At 57.0% G+C, this 12,985-nt stretch carries 9 protein-coding genes; 8 read left to right on the top strand and 1 reads right to left on the bottom strand.

Annotation, left to right across the window (positions count from 1 at the left end; genetic code table 11):
• Positions 1–190 precede the first annotated feature (190 nt).
• The 8 genes from N902_RS0102730 (at position 191) to N902_RS0102690 (ending at position 9,601) form a co-directional block, all read left to right on the top strand.
• Complete coding sequence (locus N902_RS0102730; protein ID WP_027369684.1) at positions 191–1,465, top strand: polysaccharide biosynthesis/export family protein; 1,275 nt, start codon at positions 191–193, stop codon at positions 1,463–1,465.
• 32 nt (positions 1,466–1,497) lie between these two features.
• Positions 1,498–4,008: a GumC family protein gene (locus N902_RS0102725; protein ID WP_027369683.1), complete on the top strand. Its 2,511-nt coding sequence runs from the start codon at positions 1,498–1,500 to the stop codon at positions 4,006–4,008.
• A 904-nt stretch (positions 4,009–4,912) separates the two neighbouring features.
• Complete coding sequence (locus N902_RS0102720) at positions 4,913–5,956, top strand: MlaD family protein (RefSeq protein WP_027369682.1); 1,044 nt, start codon at positions 4,913–4,915, stop codon at positions 5,954–5,956.
• A 148-nt stretch (positions 5,957–6,104) separates the two neighbouring features.
• Positions 6,105–6,341, top strand: coding sequence for a ribbon-helix-helix protein, CopG family (locus N902_RS0102715; protein WP_027369681.1), 237 nt, complete (start codon positions 6,105–6,107; stop codon positions 6,339–6,341).
• Positions 6,338–6,769, top strand: a complete 432-nt coding sequence (locus tag N902_RS0102710) for a putative toxin-antitoxin system toxin component, PIN family (protein WP_027369680.1) — start codon at positions 6,338–6,340, stop codon at positions 6,767–6,769. The genes N902_RS0102715 and N902_RS0102710 overlap by 4 nt, the downstream gene beginning before the upstream one ends.
• Positions 6,770–7,510: 741 nt before the next feature.
• Complete coding sequence (locus N902_RS16080) at positions 7,511–8,083, top strand: PqiC family protein (protein ID WP_051564176.1); 573 nt, start codon at positions 7,511–7,513, stop codon at positions 8,081–8,083.
• A 789-nt stretch (positions 8,084–8,872) separates the two neighbouring features.
• Positions 8,873–9,280: a nucleotidyltransferase substrate binding protein gene (locus N902_RS0102695; protein ID WP_027369679.1), complete on the top strand. Its 408-nt coding sequence runs from the start codon at positions 8,873–8,875 to the stop codon at positions 9,278–9,280.
• A gap of 3 nt (positions 9,281–9,283) precedes the next feature.
• A complete protein-coding gene (locus tag N902_RS0102690; RefSeq protein WP_027369678.1) occupies positions 9,284–9,601 on the top strand; it encodes a nucleotidyltransferase family protein in 318 nt (105 codons plus the stop codon).
• Positions 9,602–9,920: 319 nt separating this feature from the next.
• On the opposite strand, the gene lon is transcribed toward N902_RS0102690, so the two are convergent.
• Positions 9,921–12,392: an endopeptidase La gene (lon, locus tag N902_RS16075; protein WP_084287652.1), complete on the bottom strand. Its 2,472-nt coding sequence runs from the start codon at positions 12,390–12,392 to the stop codon at positions 9,921–9,923.
• Positions 12,393–12,985 lie beyond the last annotated feature (593 nt).

Here is a 12,985-nt window from a genome sequence, read left to right as displayed (position 1 = left end):
ATTCAACCGCAGATCGCACTGATCTTCGCAGATACAGGCAAAATAATCTTTGGATCAGCGAAGATCAGTGCGATCAGCGGCTAAAAAACTCTTCCTCTTTTCTGCTGATTTGCCATCTGCGGCAAAAAAGAAGCATGATATCTCAAACCCTTACAGACTGAACCATTCAATCCAGGAATACGCGAAAACCATGCATACAACCGGAGTTCAAACCATCGAGCCCACGTGGTCCGCATTCGTTGCCGTCGCGTCCGTTTGCCTCCTGGCCGCTGTCCTCACCGGCTGCGCCGGCTTCACCTCGGTCATGGAAGGAAACCAAGACTATTGGGCGACCAAAGGCGATTCACAGATCCCCCCTTCCCAGTTCAAGCCCAAGCTGGTCCCTATCACCCCTGAGCTCCTGATCCAGCAGGCCCGGAAACGGCAGGAATCAAAAAAATCCGACAACTTGGACCCTCTAACCGTTGAGGACACGGACTACGCCTACCATGTGGGCACCTGGGATCAACTCAAGATAGGCGTTTGGAACCATCCTGAATTCTCCTTTTCATCCGGCTTTTTAGGCCAAAGCTCTGAAGGGGGGGAGGAAACCTATCTGGTCCAGAGCGATGGCACCATCTTCTTTCCCTATGCCGGCCAGATGCAGATCGCAGGCAAGACTGTGGAACAGATCCGCAAGGATTTGACCAAGGCGCTCTCGTTGTATGTTGAGCAGCCCCAGATTGGAATCCGGGTAACCGGTTTTAACAGCAAGCAGGTCTATGTGACCGGCGAGGTGGGCAACCCCACGGCCCTGCCTCTGACCACCAAGCCCATGACCCTTCTGGATGCGTTGCACAAGGCAGGGGATCCGACCGAAATCGCAGATGAGCGCAACGCCCGTCTGACCAGGAACGAAACGACCTATACCATCGATCTGCTCAATACCCCCCCCCCGGTCCTGAGCAGCATCTATATGCAGGACGAAGATGTATTGCACCTGCCGGACAATAAACGGCAGAAGGCCTATGTGGTGGGCGAGGTGAACAAGCAGGTGGCCGCCTCTTTTATCGATGGGACCCTGACCTTGTCCGAGGCCTTGAGCCAGGCTGAAGGCCTGAACCTGTTTTCGGCCAATACCCGGGGCGTTTATGTCATTCGCGGATTTCCCTTGGACCGGGAAACCACCCGGCGGCCGTCCTCAGAGAATCAGGTGAAAACCAAGCTCCAAAACCAGATGGGATTGACCAAAGCCCAGGCCGATAAGGCTGTCCGAGACGCGGAGCGGGACATGCCTGTCCAGCCTGTTGTCTATCAGCTCGATGCTGAGCAGGCATCGGCCATGATCCTGGCCCGGGAGTTCTACCTGCAGCCCCAGGACATCGTCTTTGTCTCCAGCACCGGGCTGACCCGCTGGAGCCGGATGATCAGCAAGCTGCTGCCCTCGGTGCAGTCTGTACGCAGCATAGAAAGCATGGGCAATTAAGCGTTCCACAACATTAACCACTTCTATCTTTTATGAACACTGAAAACACAAATACAGCTTTTACATCTCATGCTGAGCCGGAAGAAGAGGTTCACCTCAAGGACTATCTGGAAGTCATCTGGCGCCGGCGCTGGATGATCGTTCTCACTGTCTGCATCATAGCTGCAGCTACAGCTGCCTTCACTATGATCCAGCATCCTGTGTATCAAGCCACCTCCCTGCTGCAGATCCAGGAAGAGGACGGCAATGGCTTGAACCTGGAAAATATGCTTGACTTCAGCATGACCGGCATGGGCAAGACGGAAGAGCTGCTGTCGACTGAACAGGAGGTCCTTAAAAGCCGTCCGGTTATAAGCGGTGCTGTTACATTGAGCGACCACCAGATCACCATCGATACCAGCCGGAGCCTTGCAGCCCGGTATTGGGGCAAGCTGCAAGCCCTGAAGGCTGCACTTCTGGGCCCTGAAAACGCGGGCCCTGAACGAACTGCGTTGGCGCCAGAGACAAAACCTTTGCAGATCAATGTGGAACGGGTGGCCCGTCTGGCCAGGACCCTGGAATATCGTATTCATATCCGGCCTGACGGATCCTATGTCCTGTCCGATGATCAAAAAAATGAGGTAGCCTCCTGCACAATAGGCTCGCCTTGTCAAACCAAGCTTTTCTCCTTCACCCTGACCGGCACTCCGCCGAAGACACCGCAGAATTATCCCGTATATATCCGTCCCCAAAACGCAGCTATAGAACACCTCAAGAACCAGTTCAGCGTCTCTCCGATCCGAAACACCAAAATGCTCCGTCTGAACGTGAGCACATCCGTACCCGACCGGGCCCAGGACATTCTTAAGAGCGTGATCAGCGCTTACAAAGAACAAAAAATCGCTCAAAAAACCCAGACCGCATCCAACGCCCTGCAGTTCCTCTCTGAACAGCTGGATGTGTCAGAAAGGCGCCTTGAAGAAGCCACAGCCAAGCTCAAGGAGTTCAAAGAAGCCCATCCGCTGATTTCTATTCCGGAAAACGTCAAAGGTACCGCAAATCAACTGACTGATGTAGAAAAAACCCTGTCCACACTCAACCGTCAGGAAAAACAGGCCCGTTTTTTATTGAACAGCCTGACCCAGGACAATGCCCTGGACAAGGAATCATTGTATGCCCTGGGCTCAGCCCTGGAGCAGTCCGCAATCCAAAGTCTCGGAGAGCAGCTGAGCAAACTCCAGACCGAACGGGCTGCTCTGTCGCAGCACTACACCCAACGCCACCCCAGGGTGGAGGCGATAAACAGCCAGATAGCTCAGGTCAAAAGCAGGATTAGGTCTGAATTGCGCTCAGCGGTTCAGGCCTTGAAGCGGGAACAGAATGCTGTACAAGAAGACAAGGAGGAAATACAAACCCAGCTGGGGCACCTTCCTGATGCGGAACAAAAGCTCATGGATCTGCAGCGCCAGGTCTCGGTATACGAGGAGACCTACTCCTTTCTTTTGGAAAAAAAGGGTGAACTGCAGATCACCAAGGCCAGTCAAAGCGGAAACATGTGGGTTGTGGAGCCGGCTCATCTCCAGTCAAACTTTGTCTCCCCCAATCCCAAACGGAATATGGCCTTAAGCCTGGTCCTGGGGCTTATGCTTGGAGTCGGAGGGGCCTTTTTCCTTGCCTATATGGACGATACTTTAAAGACCCCCAACGACCTGGAACGACTGACCTCCTTGCCTGTTTTGGCCAATATCAATCACTTTGAAGAATTCAAATCCACAGACTCAGATGACACCGGACACGCAAACCTGAAGATCCTTCACCAGCCGCAATCTCCGGAAGCGGAGAGCTTCCGCACCCTGCGCAGCAGCCTGCTGTTCACCGGAATCGATACCCCCAAACGATCGTTTCTGGTGGCCAGCTCCATGCCCGGAACAGGCAAGAGCACCTGCATCTCCAACCTGGCCGCGGCCATGGCCCAGGCCGGGAAAAAGACTCTTCTCATCGACGCCGACCTGCGCAAGCCGGTCCAGCATCAGGTATTCCAGTTCCAGCGAAGCCCCGGTCTGGTCAATGCGTTGCTGCAGGATGACCTGGTAGCGGCCTTGACCGGCACCGTGCATTCCACAGAGCAGGAAAACCTGTGGGTGCTCACCAGTGGCGATCTGCCGCCGGCTCCAAATGAGCTCTTGACCTCGGACAGGATGGTCGAGCTTCTGGATATGTGCGTACAAAACTACGACTATGTGCTTATCGATGCCCCCCCGCTCATGGCCGCCAGCGATTCCCTGGTCCTGGCCCAGCGTGTGGATGCCCTCCTCTATGTCCTGCGCTCCGGGGTTACCCGCCGCGGGACCTTTCAGGAGACCATGAAGTCCTTTGCCTCCCTGGCCCACAAGTTTGTGGGCATCATCATCAACGACGTGGACCTGAGAAAGGAACGTTATTACTACTATTACTACTATCAGTATTACTACAAGGAAGGCTATGGAGGGGAGAAGAAAAAGCGCCGGGGATCGAAGGGAAAACGAAAAGGAGAAAGCAGCAGGCGGAAGACAGTGGACAGTTGACGGGAGGCGTGAAGAGGTCAGACGTCAGACGTCAGACGTCAGAGATCAGTAGTCAGTGGACAGTGGCCGGTGAGCAGAGATAGAGGTCAGAGGTCAGTATGAACAAAGAAAGCAGGAACAGTTCTGCGCATCATCAGGATACCTGATATCAAACCGAGGCCCCACGCCAGCCCAGTCCCCCCTTGAGGGGGGTTGGGGGGTGTTTGTTTTGGCTTTCCCAGCATCCGCAGTATGTCAACACCCCCCTTGGATTCCCCCCTCGAGGGGGTACGGCATGTGCCGGTTCCGGCTATAGGAACAACAACCAGTGGTCGGTGGACAGAAGTCGGTAGTCTTTGGTCAGTAGTCAGTGGACAGTGACCGGTGAGCAGAGGTCAGAGATCAGACGTCTGAGGTCAGTATGAACAAAGAAAGCAGGAACAGTTCTGCGCATCATCAGGATACCTGATATCAAACCGAGGCCCCACGCCAGCCCCGTCCCCCCTTGAGGGGGGTTGGGGGGGTGTTTTTCCTGGTGCATCGCCGCGTAGCCACAAGAGGGCGAATGATTATTCGCCCCTACACACGGACGCGCCTGAACCGGGCCACATTCTCCACCTATTCTGCCTCCCTCTGAATTCTGACCTCTGACGTCTGATCTCTGTCTACGACCACCGGCCACTGCCTACTGTCCACTCCCCACCGACATCTGACGTCTGATGTCTGATCTCTGACCTCTATCCCTCGTCTACTGCCCACCGGCTACCGGCCACGGACTACTGTCTACTGCCTTCTCCCTCTGTTTTCTGTCCTCTGTCTTCTGTCATCTGACTACCCCCTCCCTTGACATCCCCTGCTTACAAACGGCAAATGGAAGAATCGACCCGGCACGATTCTGCCGCCCATCATCACCCGACGAGATCCTATGCCCTCTCTGCGCACCCAAACCACCATCGGTCTCTTTGTCCTCGGCGGCCTGGCCCTGGCTGTCGCGGCCGTAACCATCCTGGGCAGCGGCCGCCTGTTTTCGGACAACAGCCGCTATGTCCTCTTCTTTCGGGATTCGGTCAGCGGGCTGAACGTGGGCGCCCCGGTCATGTTCCGGGGGGTAAAGGTGGGGCAGGTAACCGACATCCGCCTCTCAGCCGATACCGACGGCACAAATGTCACCATACCGGTCATCGTGGAGATCAAGCCTTTCGACCTCTACGGCCGGGGCTCCTCTCACGGGCTGGACCAAACCATGGACCGGCTCATCGCCAACGGCCTGCGCGGGCAATTGGCCCTGCACAGCCTGGTTACCGGGCAGTACTATGTCTCCCTGGATCTGCATCCAAAATCCAAGCCCCCCGCCAGCCGGAACACCTCCAGCTACCCGGAGATCCCGACCATCCCCTCCAGTCTGCAGGAACTGACCACTCAGGTCTCCGAGCTTCCGGTGCAGGAAATGACCCGTCAGCTGAGCCGGATTCTGGCCCGAGTGGACCGCTTCCTGGCCAGCGGCGATCTGGAACAGAGCCTGGCCTCTCTGCGCACCACCCTTGAAAACACAGAACAAATCAGCGCCCGGCTGAAACAGGACCTGCCCACCACCCTGGCCTCCATCCGATCGGCCTCGGACTCCGCGAATCATCTAGTAGGCCAGGCCGAGTCCGACTTGGCCCGGGTCAGCGCCAGCCTGACCCAAGCCGCGGATCAGGCCGAGCAGGTGCTGACCACCGCGGATCAGAGCATCGGCCCCCTGCTCTCCAGCCTGGAGCAGACCTTCACCTCGGCCGGGTCCACCCTGGAGCAGACCCGGGCCTCCCTCTCCCAGCTCAGCAGACTGCTCAGCCGGGATTCCGGCTTGAACCGGGAGCTGGTTCAGACCCTGAACACGTTTCAGGACGCGGCCAAATCGGTGGAAAATCTGACCGATTACCTGGAACGCCACCCCGAGGCCCTATTGCGGGGCAAGGGAAGGTATTAAGGTGTGGCTGTGGCCGGAGGACGGTGGGATAGAGGTCAGAGATCAGACCTCTGCCCCTACAATTGACACCTTGGTGTTTTGGTGATAAAGTGTAGGTTACTGTAAGAAATATATACATCTCAACCAGATACTCAGCCCGGAGCCTTCAATGAGCCGCCTGACCATTACTCTCAGCGACGAGGTGCACCAGGCCCTGAAACAAACCGCCGTCCGGCAAGGACGCAGCATAGGGCAGATTATTGAGGAGAGCCTGCGTCTGCGTGGGATAAAAGATATGGACAACGCCCGGCAGCTCCTCGCCCGGGCCCGGTCGCACGCACGGTGCACAGAAGATGAGGCGCTTCAGTTGACTGTACAGGAAACCCGAGCTCAGCGGACCACATGACATCCAAGGTCTTTATCATAGACACCAATGTCCTGGCTGCCGGGCTGATTACTGCAAACCCCGCCGCCCCAACAGCCAGAATTGTGGATGCTATGCTCAGTGGCCAACTCTTCTACCTCCTATCCAAGGAATTGCTGCTTGAATATCGAAATGTCCTGCTGCGTCCCAAGCTCACCTCGCTGCACGGACTTTGTGAGCCGGAAATAGACAATTTTCTCCTTGAGATAACTGCAAACGCCATTTGGCGCGAGGTATCAGCCGACACCCGGCACCAGTCACCCGATCCGCAGGACATCCACCTGTGGGCCCTTCTGGACTCAGAGCCGAACGCAGTCTTAATCACTGGAGACCGTTTGCTTATTGATCAGCCACAGCCGGAAAGCTCGGTCATTTCTCCGGCAACCTGGGCTGAAGTTTTTGGGCAATAGGCGGTGGACGGAGATCAGACGTCAGATGTCGGTGGGCAGAGGTCAGAGGTCAGACGTCAGAAATCGGTGGGCGGGAGTCGGTGATCGGTGGTCCGTGGTCGGGAAGAGGAAAAAGACAGTGGTCGGTAGACGTAGTCGGTGGGCAGTAGGCAGTAGACAGTGGAACGTGGCCTGTGGTCGGTAGACGGAGATCAGAGATCAGAGGGCAGTGGTCAGAACTCAGAGGGAGGCAGAATAGCTGGAGAATATGGCCCAGTTCATTCGCGTCCGAGTGTAGGGGCGAATAATGATTCGCCCTCTTGTGGCTAAGCGGCGATGCACCAGAAGAAACACCCCCCAACCCCCCTCAAGGGGGGACCGGGCTGGCGGAGGACCGCGGGTTAGTATTCGGCATCCGGATAATGCGTAGAACTGTTCCGGCTGGCCTTGCCCTTTACTGACCTCTGACGTCTGATCTCTGATCTCTGACGTCTGATCTCTGATCTCTGATCTCTGCTTACCGGCCACTGTCCACTGACTACCGACCACTGTCCACCGACCACCGGTTGTCATTCGTAAGCGAGCCTGCGAGCTTAGAATCTCTGATCATAACGGAAGACGGAATGCCTGCGGAATACGGCCTGGACCCCATCAGCATATATTCTCACTCTGTCCTCGGTATCAAGGTGCAAGATCAAAAGCAGGGGGGTCTGCCTTCTCTTTCTGACCTCCTTCCAGGAACACTCGTTGAAGGAAATATTCATGAAAAAGCTCAGCATCTGTCTCTTGGTCCTGCTTGTGTCCGCCGTGGGCTGCGCCTCCTCCCCACCGGCCAGGTTCTATCTGCTCAATCCCGCTGCAGGCGGCCAGGAACCTCATCCGGAACAGCAGGCGGCCGAACAGATCGGCCTTCAGGTCCAGGTTCCGGACTACCTGGATCGGCCCCAGATCGTGGTCCGGGAAGGTGAAAACCGACTTTCCCTGTCCGAGCTGGACCGCTGGGCCGAGCCCCTGTCCAGGATGATCACCAGAGTGCTCAGCCAGGAGCTGGCCGCTGGCCCATCACCGGTCCGGGTCAATACGCCCGGTTCATCCGAAGACGACATGCGGATCTGGGTCCAGATCCTGCGCCTGGACGGAAAGCCCAGGGGCAGGGTGCATCTTAGCGCCGACTGGCGAATTGCCTCAACCAGAATGGACAACGCTCAGAGCGACTCCTTTTCAACCACAGTTCCCGCCCCTGCTCAGGACATGGACAGCCTTGTCCAGGCTCATGAACAGGCGATCCAGGAGCTGGCTGCAAACCTGCGGGAGGCGTTGAGCAGGACACGGTAGTCGGTGGACAGTGGGCAGTGGACAGTGGGCGGTAGTCGGTGGACAGAGATCAGAGGTCAGAGGTCAGACGTCAGACGTCAGAAATCGGTGGGCGGTAGTCGGTAGTCAGTGGGCGGTGGACAGTGAAAGACGGAATGCGGCCTGCGGCTGGTTCCGGCGGGTTTGGGTGTAGGGGCGAATGATCATTCGTCCTCTTCCGGTTTGGAGGAGATCATATGATCGCCATCCGAATGTGTGCAATATAGCCGGAACCGACGTATGCCGTCCCCCCTTGAGGGGGGAATCCAAGGGGGGTGTTGCCGGGCCGTTACTGCCGGAAAAGCCAAAACGAACACCCCCCAACCCCCCTCAAGGGGGGACGGGGCTGGCGTAGGATCACGGGTTAATATCCGGCATCCGGACGATGCGCAGCCCTGTTCCGGCTGTCTTCGTTCTTTACTGACCTCTGACGTCTGATCTCTGGCCGCTGACTTCTGACCTCTGGCTTCTGTCTTCTCTCCACCCCCCCTCAAGGGGGGACGGGGCTGGCGTGGGACCGAGGTTTATTATCTAGGCATCCGGATGATGCGCAGAACTGTTCCTGCTGTCTTTGCTCTTTACTGACATCTGACGTCTGATCTCTGATCTCTGCTTACCGGCCACTGCCCACTGACTACCGACCACCGCTTGTCATTCGTAAGCGAGTCTGCGTAGATTAGCGCAGATCAGCGGGCAATTCTCTTCCTTTCTTGCCCTTTGCCTTCTTCTTTGTCATCGTCAACGTATCCAATTTTCACCCCAGAGGCCGGCATGTCCAACCACGAACCCGACATCCGCTGGAAACAGCGATTTCAAAATTTTGAAAGGGCCTATCTCCAGCTCAAGGCACCTGTCATGGAGGTCGAGAACCTGTCCGATCTGGAAAAAGAGGGATTGGTTCAAAGATTTGAGTACACCTTTGAGCTGGCTTGGAAAACACTCAAAGACTATCTTCAGGAACAAGCGGTGGATGCCCGTTTTCCTCGGGAAGTGATCAAGGAATCCTTTCATTACGGACTCATTGACGATGGCGAGCTGTGGATGGATATGCTGGCCAAAAGGAACATGATGGCCCACACCTATGAGCAAGCTGCATTCAGGCAGGCGGTGAGTGATATCGTCTTCAGTTTCTATCCAGCCATCACCTCCCTTTATCAGTACCTGAGACAAAAAATCTAAAATATGTTCGGGCTCAACTATTCCACCCTGGCCATCATCATTCAAGAAATTCAGAAATTCGCCCAAATCCAGGAAGCAATAGTCTTTGGATCCCGGGCCAAAGGAACCTCCACCCCCGGGTCGGACATAGACATTGCCGTCAAAGGCCCCAACATCTCATCCCAGACGGTGGACAAACTGCGCCGGATATTGAATGAAGAAGCGCCGATCCCCCATCACGTGGACATTGTCCATTATGAGAAAATCACAAACCACAGCCTTCGGGAGCATATCGACAGGGTAGGGAAAGCTCTGCCGCTTCAAGCAAAAAGGGGCGAATGATTATTCGCCCCTACACACGAACGCGCCTGAACCGGGTCACATTCTCCAGCCATTCTGTCTTCCACTGGCTATTGCCTACCGGCCTCCGGCCACTGCCTTCTCCCTCTTCCCGACTCCCGACCCTGTCTTCTGTCTACTGCCCCCTGGCTCCTGCCCACTATCTTCTGACCTTTCTCCGGTCCAGAGTCTGACTTCTGACGTCTGACCTCTGATCTCTATCTTCTTCCACCGACCCCCGACTCCTGTCTTCTCCCTCTTCCTGACTCCTGACTCCCGAGTCCTGACTACTGTCCTCTGACCTCTGATCCCGCCTCTCAAACTACTCGTTTACCGCCTGGCAGCCTTCCTCCCGGGACGGCTCCAGGCAAACCAGGGGCCAGACCTCGTCGATATGCTCCACGGTCTTGACCTCCAAGTTCTTGCGCAGCTCGGCCGGGACCTCGCTCAGGTCCTTGGCGTTCTGGGCCGGAATGATGACCATCTTCACCCCGGCAGCGGCTGCGGCCAGGATCTTTTCCTTGATCCCTCCGACCGGCATGACCCGGCCGCGGAGGGTGATCTCTCCGGTCATGGCCACATCATTGCGCAAGGGCCGGTTGGTCAGGGCCGAAAGCAGGGCCATGACCAGGGTCACCCCGGCTGACGGGCCTTCCTTGGGCGTGGCTCCGGACGGGACATGGATATGGATGTCCCGCTTCTCGGCAAAGTCCGGATTGACGTTCAGCCGGTCGGACCTAGCCCGGGCATAACTCAAAGCGGCCTGGGCGCTCTCCTTCATCACCTCCCCCAGCTGCCCGGTGGTGATCAGCTTGCCCTTTCCAGGCAGGGTGGAGACCTCCACATGCAGGATCTCGCCCCCGGTTGCGGTCCAGGCCAGCCCAAGGGCCACGCCGGCAGGCAGGTCCTTCTCCCGCTCCTCTTCCAGATAACGGGGCACGCCCAGATACTTGGAGACATTGCCGGGCAGGATGCGAAAGGACTTCTCCGCCCCCTCGGCCACCTGCCGGGCGACCTTGCGGCAGACAGACCCGATCTCCCGTTCCAGATTACGCAGCCCGGACTCCCGGGTATAGTCCCGAATGATCCGGGATAGGGCCTGATCGCTGAAGGAGACCTTGTCCTCTGTCAGCCCGTTCTCCTCGATCTGCCTGGGCAGGAGATAGCGCTTGGCGATCTTGATCTTTTCCTGCTCCGTATAGCCCGGGATGCGGATAACCTCCATCCGGTCCAGAAGAGCCGGAGGGATGGTATCCAGGATATTGGCCGTGCACACGAACATGACCTTGGACAGATCGTAGGGCACGTTCAGGTAGTGATCGGTAAAGGTGTTGTTCTGCTCCGGGTCCAGGACCTCCAGCAGGGCGGAGGACGGATCGCCCCGGAAGTCGGCCCCGACCTTGTCGATCTCGTCCAGCATGAACACCGGGTTCCTGGTGCCGGCCTCCTTCATGCCCTGGATGATCCGTCCGGGCATGGACCCGATATATGTTCGGCGATGGCCGCGGATCTCGGCCTCATCCCGCATGCCGCCCAGGGACATGCGCGTGAACTTCCGGTTCAGGCTCCTGGCAATGGACCGGCCCAGGGATGTCTTGCCCACACCCGGCGGCCCCACAAAGCACAGGATCGGTCCCTTCATCTTGGGATTGAGCTTGCGCACGCTCAAGTACTCCAGGATGCGCTCCTTGACCTTCTCCAGGTCGTAGTGATCCTCGTGCAGGATCTTTTCCGCCTTCTTGATATCCAGCTGGTCCTTGGACGTTTTCTTCCACGGCAGCTCCACCATCCAGTCCAGATAGGTGCGGATGACTGTGGCCTCTGAGGAGTCGGGATGCATGTTCTCCAGGCGGTTTAACTGCTTGACCACCTCTTTCTTGACCTCCTTGGGCATCCCGGCCTTGTCGATCTTGGACCGCAGCTCCTCGAACTCCTCGTCCTCGCTCTCGTCCTCACCCAGCTCGGACTTGATGGCCTTGAGCTGCTCCCGGAGGAAGAACTCCTTCTGAGCCTTGTCCATGCCCTCCTTGGCCATGTTTTGGATCTTGCTCTGCAGGGAGGCGACCTCCACCTCCTTCATCAGCTGCCGGTTGACCCTTTTCAAGCGCTCCATGGGATCCACGTCTTCCAGAATGGCCTGGGCGGTTTCCGTGGGCATCCGCAGGTTGGACGCGATCAGATCGGCCAATCGCCCCGGCTCCTGCACACTGTTTAACACCGACATGATCTCTGAAGGGTCCATTCCCCGCAGGGAGATGATCTTTTCGCTCTGCTCCCGGGCGGTGCGCATCTGGGCTTCGGCGTCCGGGCCGATCTCTTCCAGCTCCTGCTCGGAAATGGCCTCGATGTTGACCACAGGATGGGGATCCTCTTGGACAACCTCGGTGACCTTGGCCCGGGAAAGGCCCTGGACCAGCACCTTGAGCCGGCCGTCGGGCATCTTCAGCATGCGCATGATCAAGGCCACCGTGCCGGTGTGATAGACATCGTCCAGTCCCGGCTCCTCGACCTTGTCATCCTTCTGAGTGGCGATGAACACATAGCGCTTGTCGTTCAAAGCCGCTTCAATGGACTTGACCGACTTGTCCCGGCCCACGAACAGGGGCAGGATCATATAGTTGAAAACAACGATGTCCCGGACAGCCAGCAGGGGCATCTGGGCGGGGAAATCCATCTTGCGTTCTGAATCCTCCCCGTCCTCCTCCTGGATAACCACCTGGGCCGCGGGACCCTGCTCAGTCTGCAGGTATTGGTTCAATTCATCATCGTTTACGTTTTTCTTGTCATCTGTCATGTTCCATCACCTGTATTTGGCTATTTCTGGGTTGCACACAGATCACGAACCCTGTGCAGTCAGCTTGGTGAATCCGTTTCCAGGGCCGGAATCAGCCCGGAGTGGACTCATCTGTAAACAATAATACACAAAACGTCTGGAGCAACCCCTTGACCGAAAATTCTGAGCCCATGGGGGATCGGAAGATAGAGGGCAGAGGTCAGACGTCAGAGATCAGAGGTCAGAGGTCGGGAAAAGGAAGAAGACGGTGGCCGGTAGTCGGTAGACGGTGGACAGAGATCAGACTCCGGAAAGGATAGAGGTCAGAGATCAGAAGTCAGAGGGCAGAGGTCAGAAATCGGTGGGCGGTAGTCAGTGGGCAGTTGACAGTGGAAGACGGAATGCGGCCTGCGGCTGGTTCCGGTGGGTTTGGGTGTAGGGGCGAATAATCATTCGCCCTCTTGTGGCTAAGCGCCGATGCACCAGAAAAAACACCCCCCAACCCCCCTCAAGGGGGGACAAGGCTGGCGTAGGACCTCGGTTTGATATCATGCAGCCGGATGATGCGCTAAACTGTTCCGGCTGTCTCGTTCTTAACTGACCTCTGACGTCTG

This window comes from Desulfovermiculus halophilus DSM 18834, from assembly GCF_000620765.1.
Classification (GTDB): Bacteria; Desulfobacterota; Desulfovibrionia; order Desulfovibrionales; family Desulfothermaceae; genus Desulfovermiculus; species Desulfovermiculus halophilus.
Note: the sequence above shows the minus strand (reverse complement) of the source record. Positions and strands in the feature narration are given on the sequence as shown.

Coding starts and splice junctions, on each gene's coding strand:
- N902_RS0102720 (WP_027369682.1), top strand. CDS start 4,913: ATGCCCTCTCTGCGCACCCAAACCACCATCGGTCTCTTTGTCCTCGGC.
- N902_RS0102715 (WP_027369681.1), top strand. CDS start 6,105: ATGAGCCGCCTGACCATTACTCTCAGCGACGAGGTGCACCAGGCCCTG.
- N902_RS0102690 (WP_027369678.1), top strand. CDS start 9,284: ATGTTCGGGCTCAACTATTCCACCCTGGCCATCATCATTCAAGAAATT.
- N902_RS0102710 (WP_027369680.1), top strand. CDS start 6,338: ATGACATCCAAGGTCTTTATCATAGACACCAATGTCCTGGCTGCCGGG.
- N902_RS16080 (WP_051564176.1), top strand. CDS start 7,511: ATGAAAAAGCTCAGCATCTGTCTCTTGGTCCTGCTTGTGTCCGCCGTG.
- lon (WP_084287652.1), bottom strand. CDS start 12,392: ATGACAGATGACAAGAAAAACGTAAACGATGATGAATTGAACCAATAC.
- N902_RS0102725 (WP_027369683.1), top strand. CDS start 1,498: ATGAACACTGAAAACACAAATACAGCTTTTACATCTCATGCTGAGCCG.
- N902_RS0102695 (WP_027369679.1), top strand. CDS start 8,873: ATGTCCAACCACGAACCCGACATCCGCTGGAAACAGCGATTTCAAAAT.
- N902_RS0102730 (WP_027369684.1), top strand. CDS start 191: ATGCATACAACCGGAGTTCAAACCATCGAGCCCACGTGGTCCGCATTC.